This window comes from Nocardia sp. NPDC058705 (assembly GCF_042749305.1).
In the GTDB taxonomy this organism is placed as follows: Bacteria; Actinomycetota; Actinomycetes; order Mycobacteriales; family Mycobacteriaceae; genus Nocardia.
The window spans coordinates 71,892-93,036 of record NZ_JBHYRN010000002.1 but is presented as its reverse complement, the minus strand read 5'-3'; the positions used below and the strand labels follow the sequence as shown (position 1 = coordinate 93,036).

The following is a 21,145-nucleotide window of genomic DNA, read 5'->3' as shown; positions in this document are numbered from 1 at the left end:
CGGGGTTTGCATATCGGACGAGTCATCGCGCTCGACGAGGTGCATCGCGCTGGTATGCCCAGCATCGGCTGCTCTCCGGTACCAGCTCTCGGCTTCGGACTTGGCACCGCGTTCGGCGAGGACGATTCCAAGGTGGTGCATTGCCCCGACGACGCGGACTGGCCCCAGGACTTGTTGTTCTTCGACCTCGATGACGGCGGGCCACGCAACCTCGAGAGCGTGGGCCGCCGCTGGCGACGGCTAGCCGTCGCGCTCGGACTGCCCGCAGGCGTCTCACCCCATAGCTTGCGCAAACATCTCGGTATCGAGGCGATCTCAGCCGGGCTCGACGTGACCAAGGTCGCCGATCAGCTCGGCAATACCTCCCGGGTGCTGCGGAAATCGTATGTGCGACGCCACCAGCCACACGCCGACGTGACCGCCATGATCAGCGGCAAACTCGGACCTGCGCTCGATGAGGTCGCATGCCACCGCTCCGACTAGGCCGCCACAGCGGCTGCGAAGGGCTGAGACCGCTCACGTGGTCCACCCCCAATCTTCCTGTTCACCAAGAGTGTCCCCGCACACATCTCATCGTGACAGAACGCCCGCACGCCAGGACAACCCGCGCGGATGGTGAGGTTCGCTCAAGTACCGGATTCGATTGGGGTGGCGGCGAATCCGGCATCACCGACGATGACGACGCAGGGCCGCTCCTCACGGTCGAGGTCGTGGAGTGCCTCAGCGAGGTGAGCAGACATCAGCGTCATCCACCACTCCCACGCCGGTTCCGGTGCCGCACCCCGCTCGGCTTCCTCGGCGATGCGACGATAGTAGGCCCGCAACTCGACGTCAGTGACAGCGAACTCCACAGGTGTAAACAGGAGTTCGCCGTGGCGGCGGATGATCTGCAAGCGCCCGTGAGGGCTTCTGCCTATCTCCGCTCCCCAGTCCGCGCCAGCGGTGGTGACCGATTCGGACAGCTGCTCGATGGTGGGCTCAGCCACGGCATCCACCTCCTGGATACGCTGTGATGATCGTTCCGTCCCCGCCCACGATAACGGTGGGTTGAACGGTCTTCTCGATCCGCCCGTTGACCGATCCGAACGGTTCCATCATGTGATGCCAGACACAGCAGAAGTCGGAGGGGTGCCCGGTCGCGGCTGTCGCAGACGGAGGCACCCGCATGGTTGCGCATACAGGCGTGCCCCGGCGAGGGCCTCACCACAATGCTTCGCATCGTCCGATCACGTCGGCGTGGGCACGGATCCTGTCGAAGTTGGCATTCCGGAACATCTCGGTCTCGCGGCTGTGGACGGGTGAACCGGCTCGCGCACGGGGATAGGTGTGCACCCGACCGGCCCCGTTCTGCCGTTCCTGATGTCGAGTGAACCTGTTGACGTGCAAGATGTCCCGTGATGCACGCCATAGATCCAGTAGAACTCTGTCGGTCGTCGACTCTTCGTTAGGTGCGAGTCCGACGCCAGAGCCTTCTTCGTAGCTCTTCCAGGTTTGCCGTGCCAGGCGATCCATGTTCCTGCACAAATGGTCGATGCGATCTGACTTCATACTTCCCCCGAAGCTCATCGGCGCGCGCGAACGACGTCCCTGCGGATCTGTTCGCCTGGGTGCCGATCCATGCGTCCAGGCCAGACAGGCAATCGGGCCTGATCATGCTCGCCCTGTGCGAGAGCATGATCAGGCTATCGCTGCCCATCTGGCAAGAGAGGCCACGGGGACGCTGCGCGGGGTCGCCGACGAGTAGACCGTCATGGCTTACGACACGTCCAGTCACGCTCCCATTGAGCTATCCCGACTGGACCACCAGCGGATGTGGTCGTCACCGCCAGGTAGTCCAACGCGATGTCGACAGTCCGCCAACCGTGCACGTCAGCCGAATTTATGACAATTAGATGGCAATCGGACACGGATCGGCCGGTACCGTAGGCGCAATGACCAGCGGTGACACTTTAGGCGAGCACACTGGTAACTCACCGGGAACGGGCGAACCCGGCGCTGCGCCCGACCGTCGGCCGCCGACGGCGCGAGACGACACGCCTGAGTCCGGCTTGAAGATGCGGGGAGGCGGGACAGGCGGTCCGCGAGTACTCGTGGTCGATGACGAGCCGCAGATCGTGCGGGCGTTGCGGATCAATCTGTCGGTGCGAGGGTATGAGGTGATCACCGCGGGGAACGGGGCCGCCGCCTTGCGTGCCGCGGCCGAGAAGCATCCCGACGTGGTGATTCTCGACCTCGGGTTGCCCGATATGGATGGCATCGAAGTGCTTGCGGGGCTTCGCGGTTGGAGTACCGCGCCGGTGATCGTGCTCTCGGCGCGCACGGATTCGGCGGACAAGGTCGAGGCCCTCGACGCGGGGGCCGACGATTACGTGACCAAACCGTTCGGGATGGACGAGTTGCTGGCGCGCCTGCGTGCGGCGGTGCGGCGCGGGGCCGCCGAGGTGGGGACCGGTGATCCGGTGGTGGTGACCGCGTCGTTCACCGTGGATCTGGCCGCGAAGCAGGTCACCAAGCAGGGCGTGGCCGTGCATCTCACGCCGACCGAGTGGGGGATGCTCGAGATGCTGGTGCGACATCGCGGAAAACTGGTGGGGCGCAAGGAATTACTGCGGGAGGTGTGGGGTCCGGCGTATGCCACCGAAACCCACTACCTGCGCGTCTACCTCGCCCAGTTGCGGCGCAAACTCGAAGACGATCCGGCCAACCCACGCCACCTGATCACCGAGGCGGGCATGGGCTATCGCTTTCAGGAATGAGCGTGGACCAGGTCACTGTGCCGGAATCCCGGTCGGTCCGTCAGCGTTGCCGGTGAGGAAACGTGTCCGACGTGAATGGCAGGATGACCCCCATGGCTGAGCAGACCGCACCCGTGACCAACGCCCCCACCGAACTGTGGGTCGAGCGCACCGGAACCCGTGCCTACACCGGGCGCAGCAACCGTGGCGCCGAGGTGTTGATCGCCTCCCAGGGCGTCCCCGGCGCCTTCACCCCCGGTGAGCTGCTGAAGATCGCGCTCGCGGGGTGCACCGGGCTCAGCTCGGATTTCCCGCTCTCGCGCCGCCTCGGCGACGACTTCGACGCCACCATCCGCGTCTCCGGCGATGCCGACCGCGAGAACGAGTTGTACCCGCAGCTCGACGAGGTCCTCGAACTCGATCTGTCCGAACTCGACGAGGCCGGACGCGAACGACTACTGGTCACCGTGCAGCGCGCCGTAGACAAGGCCTGCACCGTCGGACGCACGCTCAAGGCGGGCACCAAGGTGACGCTGACCTTCAACATCGACGCGTGAGCGGGCACGCCCGGCGGCGCGACCCGATGAAATCGGCATGAGCGAGGAGCCGGTCCGGCTGAGCGCGTGGGTGCACGGCTACGTCCAAGGCGTGGGATTTCGCTGGTGGACACGGTCGCGCGCCCTGGAACTCGGCCTCGTCGGATACGCGCGCAACCACCGCGACGGCCGCGTGCACGTGGTGGCCGAAGGGCCGCGAACGGCGGGCGAGAAATTGCTGGAACTGCTACGGTCCGGCGAAGCGCTCGATGGCTCCGAAGCTGTCGGGCACGCGAAACATGGTCTGGCCGGGCGTGCACCAGGGCGGGTAGACCTGGTTGTCGAAAGCTGGGAGCCCGTGCGGGGCGACCTGACGGGATTCGAGGAGCGCTAGTGGTGACTTCGGGGGTACGGCAGCGGTGAGCACACAGAACCCCGGCCCGCCCGATCGACCCGACGGCGAGCCGGACAGGTCCCCCTGGACGCCGCCCGACGTCGGTGCGGGCTGGACACCACAGAACTCGGGGTCGTCACCGTACGATCCGAACGCCGGTGCGACACCACCGGAACCGGTTTTCGGCGTGGGCGGCCACCCCATCGGTCAGCCGCAGCCCGGTCAGCCCCGGCCCGGCCAGCCGGAACCCGGCGCGCCGCAGCCCGGCCGAATGGCACGGCAGGAACCCGGCGTCACCCAGCCGCGCCCGCCCACCGTCGGCGAGGCGCGTGCCAGAGACAAGGCCCGCAGGCAGGCAGAAGAGGCCGAGCGTGCCGCGGTCGCGGCGGCCGAGGAGAAGAAGCGCAACCGCAAACGCGTGATGATCGGCGGTGTCGCCATCGTCGGTGTCGCCGCGCTGGTCGGCGGTGGCTACCTCGCCTACCGCGCGATCACCGCACCCGATCAGGTGACCGCCTCGTGCGTGCAGATCGACGAGAACGGGCAGGAAGTCGTTGTCCCCGACGACAAATGCGGCGACGGCAAGACGAACTTCCGCAGTGACAGCTCCAGTGGCGGCCACGGCGGCGGACTGCTGATCCTCGGCTGGCCGCAGTACCGCTACCACTACGGCGGCACCCCGACGATCGGCAAGCCACCCACGGGCGGCACCACGGTGAAACCACGCAACGCCGAGATCAAGACCAAGACCGGCACCACGGTGCAGCGCGGTGGGCTCGGCAGCAAGTCGACCGGCGGGAGCGGATCGTAGATGCGGCGCAACACGAGCACGCCACGCAAGGACTGGCAGCAGATCGTCGAGAAACAAGGTCTCGTCTACGGCGCACCCGGGCGCGACGCCAGCGGTCAGCCGCGGCCGTACTGGGACGAATCGGTGCACTACGAGTTCTCGATGGACGAGATCCTCGCGCTGGAAGCCGATGTGGAACTGCTGCAGTCGATGTGCCTGCACGCGGCCGAGCACGTGGTACTCACCGAGCGGTTCGCCGATTTCGGTCTGCCGGAATGGACTTGGGGCCCGATCGCCGAATCATGGCGTCGCAGTGACCCTTACGTGTACGGCCGCTTCGATCTGCGCTACGACGCCCGCCGCCCGGCCAAGCTCCTCGAATACAACGCCGACACCCCCACCTCACTGCTCGAGGCCGCGATCATCCAGTGGCACTGGCTGCAACAGGTGTATCCCGGTGGCGACCAATGGAATTCGCTGCACGAGAAACTGGTGGAGCGCTGGACCGAACTGCGCGGTGTGCTGCCGGGCACCGAACTGCACTTCACCTGGTCGGGTGCCGACGCCACCGGCGAGGACAACGTCACCACCGCCTACATGCAGGAAACCGCGGCCGAGGCCGGCTTCGACACGGTGGCGCTGCCGATCGAGGAAGTCGGGTTCGACACCGAACTCAACCGGTTCGTGGATCTCGCCGAGGCGCCGATCGAGGCGATGTTCAAGCTGTATCCGTGGGAGTGGATCCTCGACGACGACTTCGGCAAGCGCGTCGTCGCCAGCCTGCCCGCGACCGCGTGGATCGAACCGCTGTGGACCACGCTGCTGAGCAACAAGGCGATCCTGGCCATCCTGTGGGAGATGTACCCCGGCCATCCGAACCTGCTGCCCGCCTACCTCGACAACCCGCACGAGCTCACCGAATACATCCGCAAACCCAAGCTCGGCCGCGAGGGCGCGAACATGACCATCGTCGGCCCCGGCATGGAGACCGCGACCGGCGGCGTCTACGGCGCCGAGGGTTTTGTCTACCAATTGCTCGACCCGCTACCGGAATTCGACGGCATGCGCCCGGTGCTCGGTGCCTGGGTGGTCGGTGACACGGCGGCGGGGCTCGGCATTCGCGAGACCGCGGGCCTGATCACCGATGACGGTGCCGCGTTCGTGCCGCACCGCATCGTCGACTGACACCACTGACCTCACACACATAAGTTTCGAAAGGACCACGATGACCGCCCTCGCCCTGGAATCGGGTTATTGGAGTGCGCTCGGTGAAGGCGTCGGCGCCATCATCCTGTACTGCCTGATCGGCCTCGTCCTCATGCTGATCGGCTTCTTCGCCATCGACCTCACCACGCCCGGCAAGCTGCGTGACCTGGTGATCGCGGGCAAGCCGAACGCGATCATCGTCTCGGCGGCCGGAATGATCAGCATGGCGTTCATCGTCGTGTTCGCGGTGCTGGCCACCGGCGGCAGCGGCAAGCTGTCGCAGGGGCTGATCGCGGCGATCGTGTACGGCCTGGTCGGCATCGTCGCCCAGGTGATCTCGGTGCGGGTGATCGAGAAGGTCACCGGCATCGACATCGGCCGGACGCTGCACGCCGACGCCTACACCCCCGAGGTGCTGCTCGTCGCCGCCGCGCACTTCGCTCTCGGTCTCGTGGTTGCCTTCGCGATTCTCTGACCTGCGAGCGGTTGACATTGCACTGTGGAGGGTGGACGCTGGAATTCAGCACTCCACAGTGGATGTGACCGAGAGGACGTCGGCATGGAAATCACCCCGGGTACGCGCGCGTCCGACGCCGAACGCCAGGCGATCGTCGACCAGTTGGGTACGCACATGGCCGACGGCAGACTCGACCTGAGCGAGTACGACCTGCGCGTGGCCAAGGTCTACGCGACCACCACGCGCGACGAACTCGCCGTCGTCCTGTCCGACCTGCCGCCGTTGACGAAAAAGCAGCAGGCGGCGCCCGCCGAACGCAAGCCGGGTACACGCTTCCCGATCTGGCAGCGCATCGAGGCGGGCAGCTGGCTGGGCGTCAGCGTGATCGTGCTGGTCATCTGGGGTCTGATCTCGCTGACCGCGGGCGAGCTCACGTACTTCTGGCCCATGTGGGTGATCGGCCCGTGGGGTGCCGTGCTGGTCTTCCGGGTGATCACCGGCTGGGAAGCGACACCGGGCACCCAGACTCATCTGCGTCAGCTACAGAAACAGACGAAGCACATCAACCCGCACTGACGCCGGGCGTCGACCACCGACCTGACGGTGCGTCGCGTTAGCATGGTTGCTCGCGCGCAGAAAGGGTCGCACTCTTGCACTTGAAGAGCTTGACGTTGAAAGGGTTCAAGTCCTTCGCGTCTGCGACCACCTTGCGTTTCGAACCCGGCATCACCTGCGTCGTCGGGCCAAACGGGTCCGGGAAGTCCAATGTCGTGGACGCGCTCTCCTGGGTGATGGGTGAGCAGGGTGCCAAGGCGTTGCGGGGCGGGAAGATGCAGGACGTCATCTTCGCCGGGACCATCGGGCGCGCACCGCTCGGGCGGGCCGAGGTGACACTGACCATCGACAACTCCGACGGCGCGCTGCCCATCGACTACGCCGAGGTGTCGATCACCCGGCGCATGTTCCGCGACGGTGCGGGCGAGTACGAGATCAACGGCAGTACCTGTCGGTTGATGGATGTGCAGGAACTGCTGTCGGACTCCGGCATCGGGCGCGAGATGCACGTCATCGTGGGGCAGGGCAGGCTGTCGGCGATCCTGGAATCGCGGCCGGAGGATCGGCGCGCGTTCGTCGAAGAGGCCGCAGGGGTGCTCAAGCACCGCAGGCGCAAGGAAAAGGCCGTCCGCAAGCTCGACGCGATGCAGGCCAACCTCGCCCGCCTCACCGACCTCACCACCGAACTGCGCCGCCAGCTCAAGCCGCTCAGCCGCCAGGCCGAGGTGGCGCGGCGCGCGCAGACCGTGCAGGCCGACCTGCGTGACGCCCGGCTGCGGCTGGCCGCCGACGATCTGGTGACCCGCCGGGGCGAACTGGAATCCCAGCTCAGCAAAGAGGCGTATGCCCGCGAACAGCAGATCAATGTGCAATCCGAACTCGATGCCGCCAATGCCGCACTCGCGCAACAGGAATTCCAGCTGTCGCGGCTGAGTCCCAGCGCCGAGGCGGCCGCGCAGACCTGGTTCCAGCTCTCGGCCCTGGCCGAACGAGTGAACGCCACCATCCGCATCGCCAGCGACCGGGCCAGGCACCTGCACACCGAGGCGCCGGTCGGCACCGGCCGCGACCCCGACCAGCTCGAAGCCGAAGCCGACCGGGTCGAAGCCGAGGAAGCCGAACTGCGGTACGCGGTCGACATGGCCACCGAAACCCTCGAGGCCGCCCGCGAAGCCCTCGCCGAGCGCGAACACGCTGCCAAGGCCGCCGAGCAGGCACATCTCGCTGCCGTGCGCGCGATCGCCGATCGCCGCGAGGGGTTGGCCCGGCTGTCCGGCCAGGTCGACAACCTGCGCACCCGCGCACAGTCCGTCGACGCCGAGATCGCGCGATTGTCCGTGGCCATCGCCGACGCCCGCCACCGTGGCGAGGCCGCGCAGGTCGAATACGACACTGTGCAGGACGAACTCGGCGAACTCGACGCGGGGGAGAAGGGCCTCGACGCCCAGCACGAACACGCCGTCGCCGCCCAGGAACTCGCCGACGAGCGGGTGCGGGAACTGCGCGAACTGGACCGGGAAGCGAGCAAACTGGTCGCCCGGCTCGGCGCCCGCATCGAAGCGCTCGGCATGAATCTGGCGCGCAAAGACGGCGCGGCCTGGCTGCTCGAACACGGGGTGAGCGGTCTCGGGGGGCGGTTGTCCGGGCTGTTGCGCGTGCAGTCGGGATTCGAGGCGGCCGTCGCGGCGCTGCTCGGTCCGGTCGCCGACGCCATCACCGCCGACACCGCGACCACCGCTGATGCCGCCGTGCGCGAACTGCGCAGTGGCGATGGTGGGCGGGTGGCGTTCGTTTTCGCGACCGACGGCACGATCCCGAACGAGCGAGGGTCGCTGCCCGCCGGTGCGAAATGGCTCGCCGATGTGCTCGACGGTGATGCTCAGGTGCGGCCCGCGCTGGCTGCCCTCACCGCCGGTGTCGTGGTTGTCGACGATCTGGCGAGCGCCACCGAACTCGTCACCCTGCGCCCGGAACTGCGGGTGGTGACCCGCGACGGTGACCTGGCCGGTGCGGGCTGGGTCGTCGGCGGTGCGGAACGGATGCCGAGCCAGCTCGAGGTCCAGGCCGATATCGATACCGCTACAGCGGAATTGGCTGCCGCGCAACGGCGGGCCGAAGAGCTGGAAGCGGCCCTGTCCGGTGCGCTGGCCGAACAGACCGACCGCAAGGAAGCCGCCGACCACGCCTTGATGGCACTGCACGAATCCGATCAGGCGCTGTTGGCGATCTACGACCGGCTCGCGCGCGTCGGGCAGACCGCTCGCGCGGCGCAGACCGAAGGCGAACGGCTGGCCACGCAGCGCACGGAAGCCGAAGCGGCACGGGAGAAGTCGCTCAACTCTCTCGCTGAGCTCGAGGACCGGCTGCGGCACGCCGAGATCGAACACGACGGCAGCGATGACAGTTTCGGTGCCGCGAGTACGGAGACCGCGGGCTACGCGCGGGAGGAAGCCGCCGCCGCACTCGCCGAAGCTCGGACCATGGAGGTCGAAGCTCGACTGTCGGTGCGCACCTCCGAGGAGCGCGCGGAATCCGTTCGCGGCAAAGCGGATTCGCTGCGCCGGGCTGCTCGCGGTGAGCGGGAAGCCAGGGCGCGCGCGGAACGTGCGCAGGCCGCTCGGCGTCAGGCTGCCGCAGTGGCGGCGGCGGTCGCCGAGTCGGGCACCAAGATCAAGCACGAACTCGAACAGGTCGTGACCGCCGCCGCGGCCCGGCGGGACGAACTGGTCCGTCGCCGTGGGGAATGCGCCGCCGCGCTGGAACAGGTGAAGGAACGCGCGCGTGCGCTGAACACCCAGCTGGCCCAGCTCACCGATGCCGTGCACCGCGACGAAGTCGCCAAAGCCCAAGCGGCACTGCGCATCGAACAGTTGGAGACCACCATCTCCGAACAGTTCGGCATCGCACTCGCCGACCTCGTCGCCGAATACGGGCCCGACGTGCCGTTGCCGCCCTCGGCCCTCGAGCTGCACGAGTACGAGGAAGCCAAGGAGCGGGGCGAGCAGGTCAGCGCACCGCAGCCGATGCCGTACGACCGGCCCACCCAGGAACGTCGCGCCAAACGCGCCGAGAAGGACCTCACCACCCTCGGCAAGGTGAATCCCCTTGCGCTGGAAGAGTTCGCGGCCCTCGAAGAGCGCTACACCTTCCTCGCCACCCAGCTCGAGGACGTGAAGAACGCGCGCAAGGACCTCCTCGACGTGGTCGCCGAAGTCGACGCCCGCATCCTGCAGGTGTTCACCGAGGCCTACGCCGATGTGGAACGCGAATTCGTCGGCGTCTTCGGCAAACTGTTCCCGGGCGGTGAGGGTCGGCTGGTGCTCACCGATCCGTCGGACATGCTCACCACCGGTATCGAGGTCGAGGCCCGCCCACCCGGCAAGAAGGTCAAGCGCCTGTCCCTGCTCTCCGGCGGCGAAAAGTCCCTCACCGCAGTAGCGTTACTGGTTGCCATCTTCCGCGCCCGCCCCTCTCCGTTCTACGTCATGGACGAGGTCGAAGCCGCCCTGGACGACACCAACCTGCGCCGCCTCATCGGCCTGTTCGAGCAGCTGCGCGAGAAGAGCCAGCTGATCGTCATCACCCACCAGAAGCCCACCATGGAAATCGCCGACGCCCTCTACGGCGTGAGCATGCGCGGCGACGGCATCACTCAGGTCATCTCCCAGCGCCTGAACCGACCCGCGACCACCGACCCCGACCCGGTGTCGGCCTCGGCCTGAGTGCACCGGCGCCCGCGCACAGCTGCCGAGAAGCTGGTTGTCGGTCCGCTCGCGAAGGTCGGCGAGGTTGCTGCCGTGGTCGGCGGGGTGCGGTCTCAGCCGACTCGGGTCGGCGCACCTGCGACGGCGATCCGGTCGGTGATCCGCGCTGTGCCGCCGCGAGCGAGCCAGTCACGCAGAGACATCAGCCCTGGATGTAGGGCGCGCAGGGCGGGGATGTCTGCCTGCCAGCCGCCGGTTTCGCGGATCAGGCGCCAGGTGTTACCGAGTTGCGGGCCGATGGCGTCGGCTTCTGCCTCGGTGACCTCGCGGTAGTGAACAGGGCGGCCGGCGGCAGCGCTGATCGTGGCGGCGGCGTCGACGGGGGTGATGGCTTCGCCTGCCAGTTCGAGGGTGCGGGTGTGCCAGGTGTCGGGGGCGGCGACTGCCAGGGTGGCGAACGCGCCGATGTCGGCGACGGCGATCATTTGTAGTGGCCGGCCTGCGGGGAACAGGTGGCGGTGTTCGCCGTCCGGGCGGATGCCGTCGACGGGTGATCCTTGGAGCAGGTAGTTCTCCATGAAGCGGACGGGGCGTAGGACGGTGTAGCGCAGGCCGGATGCGGCCAGAGCCGCTTCGATCTGCCGCTTGCCGTCCTGTCCCCAGGAATCGGCGGGACCCATCGTGGCGACGCCGCTGAACACGATCTGCTCGACGCCGGTGGCGCGGGCCGCGTCGATCATGTCGATACCGCGCCGGGCCTCGGTGTCTTCGCCCCACCCCTTCGCGCTGTAATCGGCTGGGGGAACGAGGAATACGGCTCGGGTGCCGGTCGTCGCGGCACGCAGGGACGCGGGGTCGTCGAAGTCGCCGACAGCCAATTGCGCACCGGCGGCGGCGAGTGCTCGGGCGGCGGGGGAGTCGGGGTCGCGCACCAGAGCGCGGACCGGGTGCCCTTCGGTGAGCAAGCGGTGGGCGGTCGCGCCACCCTGTTTGCCGGTCGCGCCGGTGATCAGGACGGGGAGTGCTGATGTCATCGCGGAGGAGTTCCGTTCGTGATCGATCGTGTGTCTAGAATCGGGTCGGTCAACCCGTATGCCGGACGTTACGGGCGAGCACACCCGGTTGGCGAGGTCCGGTGCAGGGAAGGCGTAACGAAATGACGGTCGACAACGGCGCGGAACCCGCGATCCGGTCCGACGCGCGACGCAACCGCGCGCTGATCCTGGCCGCCGCCCAGCGGGCGCTCGCCGAACGCGGCACCACCGTTTCACTGGCCGAAGTGGCCCGCCGCGCCGGTGTCGGGGCGGGCACCGTCCACCGGCATTTCCCCACGAAAACCGAACTGCTGGAAGCGGTTATGCAACAGCGCGTCGATGGACTGGCCGCGCTGGCCGCGCAGCACCTCACCGATCCGGACCCGGGCGCGGCCTTCTTCGCGCTGTGCACGCACGTGATCGCCACGACGCCGGGCAACAAGGATCTCTGTGACCTGGTGCAATCCGACGACGGCTGGCCCCGGGCCCTGCTCCGCGGGGCAGGCAACCGATTCCACCGTGCTCTCGGTGCGCTGCTCGCCTCCGCCCAACGTCAGGGCACGGTTCGCCCCGATGTGGTCGTGACGGACGTACTCGACATCTTCACGGGATGCGTTGCCATCCAACGGCATCGACGCGCGGACGACCCGTTGGCCCCGGCCGTCGTCCTGATCCTCGATGCCCTGCGGGCCCGACCGCCACTCGTCACGAAACTCACCGAAGTCGATCGTAACGAAACAGGGGAAGGTGACGAAACTCCGCCACCCTGCCCCGTCTGCGGCGGTCGACTCGGTCGTTCCACCACCGGCAGGCCTGCCCGATACTGTTCGGCGGCCTGCCGCCAGAAGGCCCACCGCCGACGGAACGGGGCGCGAGCCCTTACAACAGGTCGCTGACGTCGTCGGGGACGTCTACGGCGTATTTGCGCAGGATGTCCATGGAGATGACCTCCAGGGCGTTCTCGTGGGTTGCGGCCAGGACCACGGGGGCGGCTACACCGTCCTCGTGGGCATGCAGCCAGCGAACCGCTACTACGCACCAGCGGTCGCCTGGTTGCAGGCCGGGGAAATTGTTCTCTGGGCGGGGGGTACTGAGGTCGTTGCCGATGGAGGCCTGATGCTCCAGGAATTCCGCCGTTACCACGGTGCACACGGTGTGGCTGCCGAGATCCTCCGGACCGGTGCTGCAGCAGCCGTCCCGGTAGAAGCCCGTGAGAGGATCGGCGCCGCACTCATCCAGCGGCCCCCCAAGCACGTTTCGATCGGTCACTCCGCCGATCCTATGGGTCGAGCGCCAGAAGTTCCGCAGGACAACGAATCTGTAGTGTTTCCGCCACGCCGCGACGCGCCCGGCGACGGCTCCACGACCTGCTCCGCAGACGCCGCCGACGTGCGGCAACACCGGGCCCGAATAGACTCGCCGGGTGAGTTCGCAAGCGTGGATCCTGATCGCCGCGATCGCCGCCGTCCTGTTGGTGGCGCTCGTCGCGGGTTTCGTCCTGTACAAGCGGCGCCAGATTTCGCTGGCCCCGCCCGAGCCGGACAAGGAGTTGACGGACCGTTCCGGTGGTTACACCGCCTCCGGTGGGTTCAACTTCAGCCAGGGCGGTTCGACGGCTACCTTGCCGCGACCCGAACCCGTCCCGGAGCGCACCGACACCGAGGGGCAGCCGCACGTAGGTGACGACGCCGCCGTTCCCCGTGACGCACCGCGCCGCAGCATCACCGATGTGCCGCTGCCCGAGGGCGATATCGCCGTCGACGAGACCGTGGTGGTCCCCGACGACGCCACCACCCTCGACACCGTCGCCCCGGCCGAGCCCGCGCCCACCGAGTCCGCGCCAGTTGACACCGCGCCGACTGACACAGCGCCGACGGAGCCCGCGCCCGGTGACACTGCGCCGACCGAGTCCGCACCTGCTGATACTGCGCCGACGAAAGCCGCAGGCATTACACCGACGAAGGCTGAGCCCGCAGACACGGCGTCGACCGTCGCACCCGCGGAAGCTCCCTTCGCACCCGTCACCGCGCCCGCACCGGCTCCGGCCGAGGTCGACGAGACCACCGCCGCGATCGAAGAGATCGACCCCACCACCGGCCGCCTCGTCCGCCTGCGCGGTCGCCTGGCCCGCTCCCAGAACGCCGTCGGCAAGAGCCTGCTCGGCCTGCTCGGCGGCGGCGACCTCGATGAGGACTCGTGGGAGGAGATCGAGGACACCCTCGTGCTGGCCGATATCGGCACCGCGAGCACCGCCAAGATCGTCGAACGCCTGCGCGAGGAAATGGCCTCGCGCAGCGTGCGCACGCCCGAACAGGCCCGCGAAGCCCTGCGTGACGTGCTGATCGAGGCCCTTCGCCCCGATCTCGACCGTTCCATCCACGCCCTCCCCCATGGCGACAAGCCGGCGATCCTGCTGGTCGTCGGCGTGAACGGCACCGGCAAGACCACCACCACCGGCAAGCTGGCCCGCGTGCTCGTCGCCGACGGTCGTCGCGTGCTGCTCGGCGCCGCCGACACCTTCCGCGCCGCCGCCGCAGACCAGCTGCAGACCTGGGGCGAACGGGTGGGTGCGGAGACCGTGCGCGGTAAAGAGGCCGCCGACCCGGCCGCCGTCGCCTTCGACGCGGTCACCGCGGGCATCGACCGTGGCGTCGACGCGGTGCTCATCGACACCGCGGGCCGCCTGCACACCAAGACCGGCCTGATGGACGAGCTGGGCAAGGTCAAGCGGGTTGTGGAGAAGAAGGGCGAGGTCGACGAGGTCCTGTTGGTCCTCGACGCGACCGTCGGCCAGAACGGCCTGATGCAGGCGCGCGTCTTCGCCGACGTCGTCGACATCACCGGCGTGGTCCTGACCAAACTCGACGGCACCGCCAAGGGCGGCATCGTGTTCCAGGTGCAGCACGAACTCGGCGTGCCGGTGAAACTGGTCGGTCTGGGCGAGGGTGCCGACGATCTGGCACCCTTCGAGCCCGGCGCGTTCGTCGATGCCCTCCTCGGGGGTACCGCATAGCAGTTGCGCCGATGCCCGTCCGATCCAGCGATCGGGCGGGCATCCGTCGTTTCCGGGGCTGACATCGCTGTTCACGACAGAATTCGCCGGACGCGAATCGCCGTGCGAACTCGCGGCGAATCGCACCTGCGTACCAACCTCACCGTGAGCTGACAGGCTGTGGCCGACACCACGAAACGTGGATGCAACACAACAGCGGCATCCGTTCACTCAGGTGAAACACCACAGCTCAACGGATGAAACACCGAGTGGCGACCCTTCTGTACAGGTCCTTTTGCCGTCATCGGCGAGGCCCGAGATGAGGAGGAAGACAAGGTGGCATTTCCACTGATCGGTACACCGGATACCGGTGACACCGCTTGGATGCTGGCGTCGGCAGCGCTCGTGCTGTTGATGACGCCGGGTTTGGCGTTCTTCTACGGCGGCATGGTCCGCGGCAAGAACGTGCTGAACATGATCATGATGAGCGTCTCCGCGATGGGTCTGGTCACCATCCTGTGGTGTCTATACGGCTTCTCGATGACCTTCGGCGAGGACAAGGGCAACCTGATCGGTGACCCGCTCCAGTACTTCGGTCTGAAGAGCATCTTCGGTGGCACCGCCGCCGATTCGCCGGGCATCCCGCTGTTCACCGCGACCCCGGAGGACCCGACGGCCCCGATCACCGCGGGTATCCCGCTGACGGTGTTCGTCGCCTTCCAGCTCATGTTCGCGATCATCACGGTCGCCCTCATCTCGGGCGCGGTCGCCGACCGCATGAAGTTCGGCTCGTGGCTCGTATTTGCCGGAATCTGGGCCACCGTCGTCTACTTCCCCGTCGCGCACTGGGTCTTCGCCTTCGACGGCTACACCGCTGAGGCGGGTGGCTGGATCGCCAACAACCTCAAGGCCATCGACTTCGCCGGTGGTACCGCGGTCCACATCAACGCCGGCGCCGCCGGTCTGGTGCTGTGCCTGATCCTCGGCAAGCGCAAGGGCTGGCCGAAGACGCCGTTCCGTCCGCACAACCTGCCGTTCGTGATGCTCGGCGCCGGTCTGCTGTGGTTCGGCTGGTACGGCTTCAACGCCGGTTCGGCGCTGGGTGCCAACGGCATCGCCGGTGCCACCTTCCTCACCACCACGATCGCCACCGCCGCCGCGATGATGGCCTGGCTGCTCGTGGAGAAGATCCGCGACGGTCACCCGACCTCGCTCGGCGCCGCCTCGGGCATCGTGGCCGGTCTGGTCGCGATCACCCCGGCGTGTTCCTCGGTGAACGTGGTCGGCGCCCTGGCCATCGGTGTTGTCGCCGGTGCGCTGTGCGCCCTGGCCGTCGGCCTGAAGTTCCGCTTCGGCTTCGACGATTCGCTCGACGTGGTCGGCGTCCACCTGGTCGGTGGTCTGGTCGGCACCCTGATGGTCGGTCTGGTCGCTACCAGCGAAGCTCCCGCGGGCGTCACCGGCTTGTTCTACGGTGGTGGAGTCGAGCAGTTGAAGCTGCAGGCTGTCGGTGCTTTCGTCGTCTTGGCCTACTCGCTGGTCGCCACGGCCGTCATCGCGTACGCGATCAAGTTCACGATCGGCCTGCGCGCCAGTGAAGAATCCGAGGCCGCAGGCCTGGACGAGGCCGAGCACGCGGAAACCGCATACGATTTCGCTGCTGTGGGTGGCACGGCACGCTCACTCGTCAAGGAGGCATGACGAACATGAAACTGGTTACGGCAATCGTCAAACCGTTCACGCTCGAAGATGTGAAAACCGGGCTGGAACAGGCAGGCGTGCTCGGCATGACCGTCAGCGAAGTCCAGGGATACGGCCGACAGAAGGGCCACACCGAGGTCTACCGCGGTGCCGAGTACTCGGTGGATTTCGTACCGAAGGTCCGGGTCGAGGTCGTCGTGGACGATGCGTCGGTCGAGAAGGTCGTCGAGGTGATCGTCGAGGCCTCGCGGACCGGCAAGATCGGTGACGGCAAGGTGTGGGTGACCCCGGTGGACACCATCATCCGCGTCCGTACCGGCGAACGCGGAAGCGACGCACTGTAATTCGGTAGGGAACGCACGAGAAATCAATCCAGCGGCGGCCCCGCTCCCATCGGCGAGAATCCGGTCGGGGCGGGGCCGCCCGCATGAAATGGTGGTGTGGGCTGTGCAGCGCAACGGTGGTATTCAGAACAACGGAGCGGCCGATCTGGTCAAGGCCAGGGCGCAACTGCTCGACGGGGCGGGCACCCGCAATCCGCGCCTGGATCCGGAATCACTGCGTGAGGCCCTGGTAGACCTGTTCGAACTGTGGCTCACCGGTAAAGGCAACGAACTCGGCATTACCGCCGACAGCGGCCTCTCGGTCGTCGCGGTCGGTGGACTCGGCCGCCGCGAGATGCTCCCGTACTCCGATCTCGACCTCGTGCTGCTGCACGACGACGTAGACCCGAAAGTGGTCTCCGAGGTCGCAGATCAGCTCTGGTACCCGCTCTGGGACGCCCATATCAAGCTCGACCACAGCGTGCGCACCGTGCCGCAGGCCCTGCGGGTGGCCTCCGATGACATGATCGCCGCGCTCGGCCTGCTGGAAGCCCGCCACATCGTCGGCGACCAGGACCTCAGCAACCTGCTCATCGGCGGCGTGCGCCGCGAATGGCGCACCGGCATCCGTGGCCGCTTCGACGACCTGATCGCCCAGACCACCGCCCGCTGGCAGCGCAGCGGCGAGATCGCCCACCGCGCCGAACCCGACCTCAAGAACGGCCGCGGCGGACTGCGCGACATCCAGCTCCTCGACGCGCTCTCGATCGCCCAATTGACCGACGCCATGCCGGGATTGGGCCCCGAGGTCCCCGGCGGCGGCCTGAAACAGGCACACCGCAGACTTCTAGACGTGCGCACCGAACTGCACCGCGTGGCCGGACGCGCCCGCGATCAACTGCGCGCCCAGGACGCCGACGAAATCGGCGCCGCGTTACGCATCGGCGACCGCTTCGATCTCGCCAGGACACTGACCGATTCGGCGCGTACGGTGAGCTATTCGTGCGACGTCGGGTTGCGCACGGCCGCCAACGCGCTCCCGCGACGCGGCCTGGCCAGACTGCGCCGGATGCCGGTGCGCCGACCACTCGATGAGGGGGTGGTCGAGCACTCCGGCGAGGTCGTGCTCGCCAGAGACGCACGCCCGCAACGTGATCCGGGCCTGATTCTGCGCGTGGCTGCCGCCTCGGCGCAGACCGGGCTGCCGATGTCGGCGACCACGCTCAACCGGCTGTCCGAGGACGCGCCCGAACTGCGCGAACCGTGGCCCAAGGACGCGCTCAACGATCTGCTCGTGCTGCTCGGCGCGGGCCGCGGCAGCATCGACGCGGTCGAAGCGCTCGATCGAACCGGCCTGTGGGGCAGGCTGTTTCCCGAATGGGGCGCGGTGCGCGATCTGCCGCCGCGCGACGCGATGCACACCTGGACCGTGGACCGGCACCTGATGGAGACCGTCGCCTACGCGAGCGGGTTGAGCACCAGGGTCGCCCGCCCCGATCTGCTCGCCCTCGGTGCCCTGCTGCACGACATCGGCAAGGGCCGCAACGGCGATCACAGCGTCGTCGGCGCCGAACTGGCCACCCACATCGGCCGCAGGCTCGGGATGTGGCCCTCCGATGTGCGCACCCTCAGCGCGATCGTGCGCTACCACCTGCTCCTGCCCGACACCGCGACCCGACGCGACCTCGACGACCCGGCGACGGTGCAGCGGGTGGTGGACGCGCTCGGCGGCGATATCGGTCTGCTCGAACTGCTGCACGCGCTGGCCGAGGCCGATTCGATGGCGACGGGTCCCGGCGTGTGGGGCGAGTGGAAAGCCTCGCTGATCGGTGAACTGGTGCGTCGCTGCCGCCTCGTCATGGCGGGCGAGCCGCTGCCGCAACCGGAACCGATCGACCCGGAGTTGGTGGACAAGGCCAAGGCGGGCGGCGTGCACGTCACACTCGCGCCCGGCGACGGCAAACACACGTTCGTGGTGACGGTGATCGCCCCCGACGAGCCCGGCCTGCTCTCCGACGCGGCAGGGGTGCTGGCACTGCACTCGCTGCGGGTGCTGTCGGCTTCGCTGGGCGGAGCGGGTGATTCGGCGATCAACACCTTCGTGGTGATGCCGAAATTCGGCGATCCGCCGGACGCGGGCCTGCTGCGTCAGGAACTCATCCGGGCCGTCTCCGGCGCGCTCGACCTGCCCGCAGTGCTGGCCAAGCGCGAAACCGAAGCAGTCGGGACCGGGCCGGGGCGCTACGCACGTGCGGCCCCACGGCTGATCTGGTCACCGACCAGCACACCCGGGCAGGTGATTCTGGAGCTGCGTGCCGACGATCGAATCGGTTTGCTGAGCCGGCTGGCCGGAGCGTTCGCCGCGGCGGACGTGGATGTCCGATGGGCCAAGGTGGTCACGATGGGCTCGGCCGTGGTCGACGCCTTCTGCCTCGATCTGGGCGACGCCGACAGCGCGGCCTTGCGCGATCGCATCGAAAAGGCTGTCCTGACCGTGGTTCCGCAGCCCGCGCCCGCGCCGCCGCCATCGGAAAACGGCGGTGCGGCCTGACATCGTAAGGACACGGTTTACTCACTGATTGCTATCAGGTTGCTACACGGTGTTCTCGCGGCCTGATAAGTCGAGATGTGACCTATAGCATTTCCGTGGTCGGGCTGTCACTCGTACGAGGGGAGCTGATCCGTGGCTATCGAAGTCGTTTCCGCATCAATGATGACCAGCGACGCGACCGCGCACATCGCGCGCTGCGTCGGTGGTGACCTGTGGGTGGTTTCGTGGTTGCCGGGTCGCACCCTCAGCGGTGCGCAGGCATTGGCCGCGATGACCATCGCCTCCACCGCCGCCCACCACGTCGACAGCGCCGATTCCGAATGGCTCAGGATCGAGGCGCTCTCGCGTGAACTGGGCCTCACCGGCCGAGAAGCGGTCTACCTGGTGAACATCGAATCGCACGAGTTACGCCGCACGCACGTGCAGCACACCGAATAACCTCCATTACCCTGGGAGGGAATTATCTGACCCTTTCAGATCAGGAGCGCGATCGGTGTTCGAATCCCTGTCCGACCGGCTTACCGGTGCACTGCAGGATCTGCGCGGTAAGGGGCGTCTGTCACCGGCCGACATCGACGCCACCGCCCGCGAGATCCGCCTCGCACTCCTCGAAGCCGACGTCGCGCTGCCTGTGGTGCGCGGTTTCATCGCCAACGTCAAAGAACGCGCCAAGGGCGCTGAGGTCTCCGGCGCGCTCAATCCCGCGCAGCAGGTCGTCAAGATCGTCAACGAGGAACTCGTCACGATCCTCGGCGGCGAGACCCGTCGTCTCAACCTCGCCAAGAACCCGCCGACGGTCATCATGCTGGCCGGTCTGCAGGGTGCGGGTAAGACCACCCTCGCGGGCAAGCTGGCCAAATGGCTGAAGGGCCAGGGCCATCAGCCGTTGCTCGTCGCCTGTGACCTCCAGCGTCCCGGCGCGGTCACCCAGCTGCAGGTCGTCGGTGAGCGCGCGGGCGTGCCCGTGTTCGCCCCGCACGGCGGCACCTCCATCGGCGGCGGCGAGAACCCGCTCGGCATCACCGCGGCCGACCCGGTCGCCGTGGCCGCGGGCGGTATCGAAGAGGCCAAGGCCAAGCAGTACGACGTGGTCATCGTCGACACCGCCGGTCGCCTCGGTATCGACGCCGAGCTGATGCGCCAGGCCGCGGGCATCCGCGACGCCGTGCAGCCCGACGAGACGCTGTTCGTGCTCGACGCGATGATCGGTCAGGACGCGGTCAGCACCGCCGAAGCCTTCCGTGACGGCGTCGGGTTCACCGGTGTCGTGCTCACCAAGCTCGACGGTGACGCCCGCGGTGGTGCGGCGCTGTCGGTGCGCCAGGTCACCGGCGCGCCGATCATGTTCGCCTCCACCGGTGAGAAGCTCGAGGACTTCGACGTCTTCCATCCCGACCGGATGGCCTCGCGCATCCTCGGCATGGGCGACGTGCTCACCCTCATCGAGCAGGCCGAGCAGGTCTACGACGCCGAGCAGGCCGAGGAGACCGCCCGCAAGATCGGCAGTGGTGAGCTCACCCTCGAGGACTTCCTCGACCAGATGCTGGCCATCCGCAAGATGGGCCCCATCGGCAACCTGCTCGGCATGCTGCCCGGCGCGGGCCAGATGAAGGAAGCCCTCGCGGCCGTCGACGACAAGCAGCTCGATCGGGTGCAGGCCATCATCCGGGGCATGACTCGCGCCGAGCGCGACAACCCGAAGATCATCAACGCCTCCCGCCGTCTGCGCATCGCCAATGGTTCCGGCGTGCAGGTGTCCGAGGTCAACCAGCTCGTCGACCGGTTCTTCGAAGCCAAGAAGATGATGGCGATGATGGGTCGGCAGATGGGCATGCCCGGCGCTCGCCGCGGGAACAACAAAAAGGGCGGTAAGAAGGGCAAGAAGGGTGGGCGTGGGCCCACTCCGCCGAAGGTGCGCGGTGGGTTCCCCGGGATGCCCGCCGGGATGCCGGGACTGCCGCCGGGGATGGATCTGTCGCAGATGCCGCCCGGTCTCGACCAGTTGCCGCCGGGGCTCGAGGGTATTGACCTCTCGCAGCTGAAATTTCCCAAGAACTGAGTCTTCACCAGTGAAAAGCCGTGGGGGGGTGTTGGAATAGAAGAACCACCACAACTAGGTGAGGGGCGGGGGGACAGTGGAAAAATTTAAACTATTTTTTTATTTTGT

The 21,145-nt window shown here is 67.6% G+C and carries 19 protein-coding genes; 16 read left to right on the top strand and 3 right to left on the bottom strand.

Annotation, left to right across the window (positions count from 1 at the left end; translation table 11 throughout):
* The first annotated feature begins 6 nt into the window (after positions 1–6).
* A complete protein-coding gene (locus tag ACFW6D_RS03610; RefSeq protein ID WP_379324390.1) occupies positions 7–483 on the top strand; it encodes a hypothetical protein in 477 nt (158 codons plus the stop codon).
* A 143-nt stretch (positions 484–626) separates the two neighbouring features.
* On the opposite strand, the gene ACFW6D_RS03605 is transcribed toward ACFW6D_RS03610, so the two are convergent.
* The gene (locus tag ACFW6D_RS03605; RefSeq protein ID WP_379324388.1) at positions 627–986 is read right to left on the bottom strand and encodes a hypothetical protein; all 360 of its coding nucleotides are present in this window, start codon (positions 984–986) and stop codon (positions 627–629) included.
* A gap of 1,068 nt (positions 987–2,054) precedes the next feature.
* Between ACFW6D_RS03605 and ACFW6D_RS03600 the strand changes: the two genes are divergently transcribed.
* From ACFW6D_RS03600 to smc, 8 genes are all read left to right on the top strand, one after another.
* Entirely contained in the window at positions 2,055–2,756 is a 702-nt protein-coding gene (locus ACFW6D_RS03600; protein WP_379325021.1) for a response regulator, read from the top strand.
* Between the two features lie 92 nt (positions 2,757–2,848).
* Positions 2,849–3,292 carry an OsmC family protein gene (locus tag ACFW6D_RS03595; protein WP_379324386.1) on the top strand — a complete coding sequence of 148 codons (444 nt, stop codon included), beginning with the start codon at positions 2,849–2,851 and terminating at the stop codon, positions 3,290–3,292.
* Positions 3,293–3,329: 37 nt separating this feature from the next.
* Positions 3,330–3,665 carry an acylphosphatase gene (locus ACFW6D_RS03590; RefSeq protein WP_379324384.1) on the top strand — a complete coding sequence of 112 codons (336 nt, stop codon included), beginning with the start codon at positions 3,330–3,332 and terminating at the stop codon, positions 3,663–3,665.
* Between the two features lie 25 nt (positions 3,666–3,690).
* Positions 3,691–4,476: a hypothetical protein gene (locus tag ACFW6D_RS03585; RefSeq protein ID WP_379324382.1), complete on the top strand. Its 786-nt coding sequence runs from the start codon at positions 3,691–3,693 to the stop codon at positions 4,474–4,476.
* Positions 4,477–5,640, top strand: a complete 1,164-nt coding sequence (locus tag ACFW6D_RS03580) for a glutathionylspermidine synthase family protein (protein WP_379324380.1) — start codon at positions 4,477–4,479, stop codon at positions 5,638–5,640.
* Positions 5,641–5,680: 40 nt separating this feature from the next.
* Positions 5,681–6,136, top strand: a complete 456-nt coding sequence (locus ACFW6D_RS03575; RefSeq protein WP_379324378.1) for a DUF350 domain-containing protein — start codon at positions 5,681–5,683, stop codon at positions 6,134–6,136.
* Between the two features lie 84 nt (positions 6,137–6,220).
* A complete protein-coding gene (locus ACFW6D_RS03570) occupies positions 6,221–6,694 on the top strand; it encodes a DUF1707 domain-containing protein (protein ID WP_379324377.1) in 474 nt (157 codons plus the stop codon).
* A gap of 74 nt (positions 6,695–6,768) precedes the next feature.
* Positions 6,769–10,395, top strand: coding sequence for a chromosome segregation protein SMC (gene smc / locus ACFW6D_RS03565; protein ID WP_379324376.1), 3,627 nt, complete (start codon positions 6,769–6,771; stop codon positions 10,393–10,395).
* A 95-nt stretch (positions 10,396–10,490) separates the two neighbouring features.
* Here smc and ACFW6D_RS03560 read toward each other — a convergent pair whose 3' ends face one another.
* A complete protein-coding gene (locus ACFW6D_RS03560; protein ID WP_379324374.1) occupies positions 10,491–11,411 on the bottom strand; it encodes an NmrA family NAD(P)-binding protein in 921 nt (306 codons plus the stop codon).
* A gap of 122 nt (positions 11,412–11,533) precedes the next feature.
* Between ACFW6D_RS03560 and ACFW6D_RS03555 the strand changes: the two genes are divergently transcribed.
* Entirely contained in the window at positions 11,534–12,307 is a 774-nt protein-coding gene (locus tag ACFW6D_RS03555) for a TetR/AcrR family transcriptional regulator (RefSeq protein ID WP_379324372.1), read from the top strand.
* Here the strand turns inward: ACFW6D_RS03555 and ACFW6D_RS03550 are convergent.
* Positions 12,291–12,680, bottom strand: a complete 390-nt coding sequence (locus ACFW6D_RS03550) for a DUF2237 family protein (protein WP_379234758.1) — start codon at positions 12,678–12,680, stop codon at positions 12,291–12,293. The genes ACFW6D_RS03555 and ACFW6D_RS03550 overlap by 17 nt on opposite strands.
* A 154-nt stretch (positions 12,681–12,834) precedes the next feature.
* Between ACFW6D_RS03550 and ftsY the strand changes: the two genes are divergently transcribed.
* The 6 genes from ftsY (at position 12,835) to ffh (ending at position 21,037) form a co-directional block, all read left to right on the top strand.
* Positions 12,835–14,424: a signal recognition particle-docking protein FtsY gene (ftsY, locus tag ACFW6D_RS03545; protein ID WP_379324370.1), complete on the top strand. Its 1,590-nt coding sequence runs from the start codon at positions 12,835–12,837 to the stop codon at positions 14,422–14,424.
* 315 nt (positions 14,425–14,739) lie between these two features.
* Positions 14,740–16,104, top strand: a complete 1,365-nt coding sequence (locus ACFW6D_RS03540; protein ID WP_379324368.1) for an ammonium transporter — start codon at positions 14,740–14,742, stop codon at positions 16,102–16,104.
* A 5-nt stretch (positions 16,105–16,109) separates the two neighbouring features.
* Positions 16,110–16,448 carry a P-II family nitrogen regulator gene (locus ACFW6D_RS03535; RefSeq protein ID WP_110036141.1) on the top strand — a complete coding sequence of 113 codons (339 nt, stop codon included), beginning with the start codon at positions 16,110–16,112 and terminating at the stop codon, positions 16,446–16,448.
* An 88-nt stretch (positions 16,449–16,536) separates the two neighbouring features.
* Positions 16,537–18,978, top strand: coding sequence for a [protein-PII] uridylyltransferase (locus ACFW6D_RS03530; protein WP_379324367.1), 2,442 nt, complete (start codon positions 16,537–16,539; stop codon positions 18,976–18,978).
* A 132-nt stretch (positions 18,979–19,110) separates the two neighbouring features.
* Positions 19,111–19,416, top strand: coding sequence for a hypothetical protein (locus tag ACFW6D_RS03525; RefSeq protein WP_379324365.1), 306 nt, complete (start codon positions 19,111–19,113; stop codon positions 19,414–19,416).
* Between the two features lie 55 nt (positions 19,417–19,471).
* On the top strand, positions 19,472–21,037 hold the full coding sequence (gene ffh, locus ACFW6D_RS03520; RefSeq protein ID WP_379234768.1) for a signal recognition particle protein: 1,566 nt from the start codon (positions 19,472–19,474) through the stop codon (positions 21,035–21,037).
* Positions 21,038–21,145 lie beyond the last annotated feature (108 nt).

Excerpts from the sequence above, each read along its gene's own strand:
- ACFW6D_RS03600 (WP_379325021.1), top strand. The coding sequence starts at position 2,055 with ATGCGGGGAGGCGGGACAGGCGGTCCGCGAGTACTCGTGGTCGATGAC.
- ACFW6D_RS03595 (WP_379324386.1), top strand. The coding sequence starts at position 2,849 with ATGGCTGAGCAGACCGCACCCGTGACCAACGCCCCCACCGAACTGTGG.
- ACFW6D_RS03590 (WP_379324384.1), top strand. The coding sequence starts at position 3,330 with ATGAGCGAGGAGCCGGTCCGGCTGAGCGCGTGGGTGCACGGCTACGTC.
- ACFW6D_RS03580 (WP_379324380.1), top strand. The coding sequence starts at position 4,477 with ATGCGGCGCAACACGAGCACGCCACGCAAGGACTGGCAGCAGATCGTC.
- ACFW6D_RS03575 (WP_379324378.1), top strand. The coding sequence starts at position 5,681 with ATGACCGCCCTCGCCCTGGAATCGGGTTATTGGAGTGCGCTCGGTGAA.
- ACFW6D_RS03570 (WP_379324377.1), top strand. The coding sequence starts at position 6,221 with ATGGAAATCACCCCGGGTACGCGCGCGTCCGACGCCGAACGCCAGGCG.
- ACFW6D_RS03560 (WP_379324374.1), bottom strand. The coding sequence starts at position 11,411 with ATGACATCAGCACTCCCCGTCCTGATCACCGGCGCGACCGGCAAACAG.
- ACFW6D_RS03555 (WP_379324372.1), top strand. The coding sequence starts at position 11,534 with ATGACGGTCGACAACGGCGCGGAACCCGCGATCCGGTCCGACGCGCGA.
- ACFW6D_RS03535 (WP_110036141.1), top strand. The coding sequence starts at position 16,110 with ATGAAACTGGTTACGGCAATCGTCAAACCGTTCACGCTCGAAGATGTG.
- ACFW6D_RS03530 (WP_379324367.1), top strand. The coding sequence starts at position 16,537 with ATGGTGGTGTGGGCTGTGCAGCGCAACGGTGGTATTCAGAACAACGGA.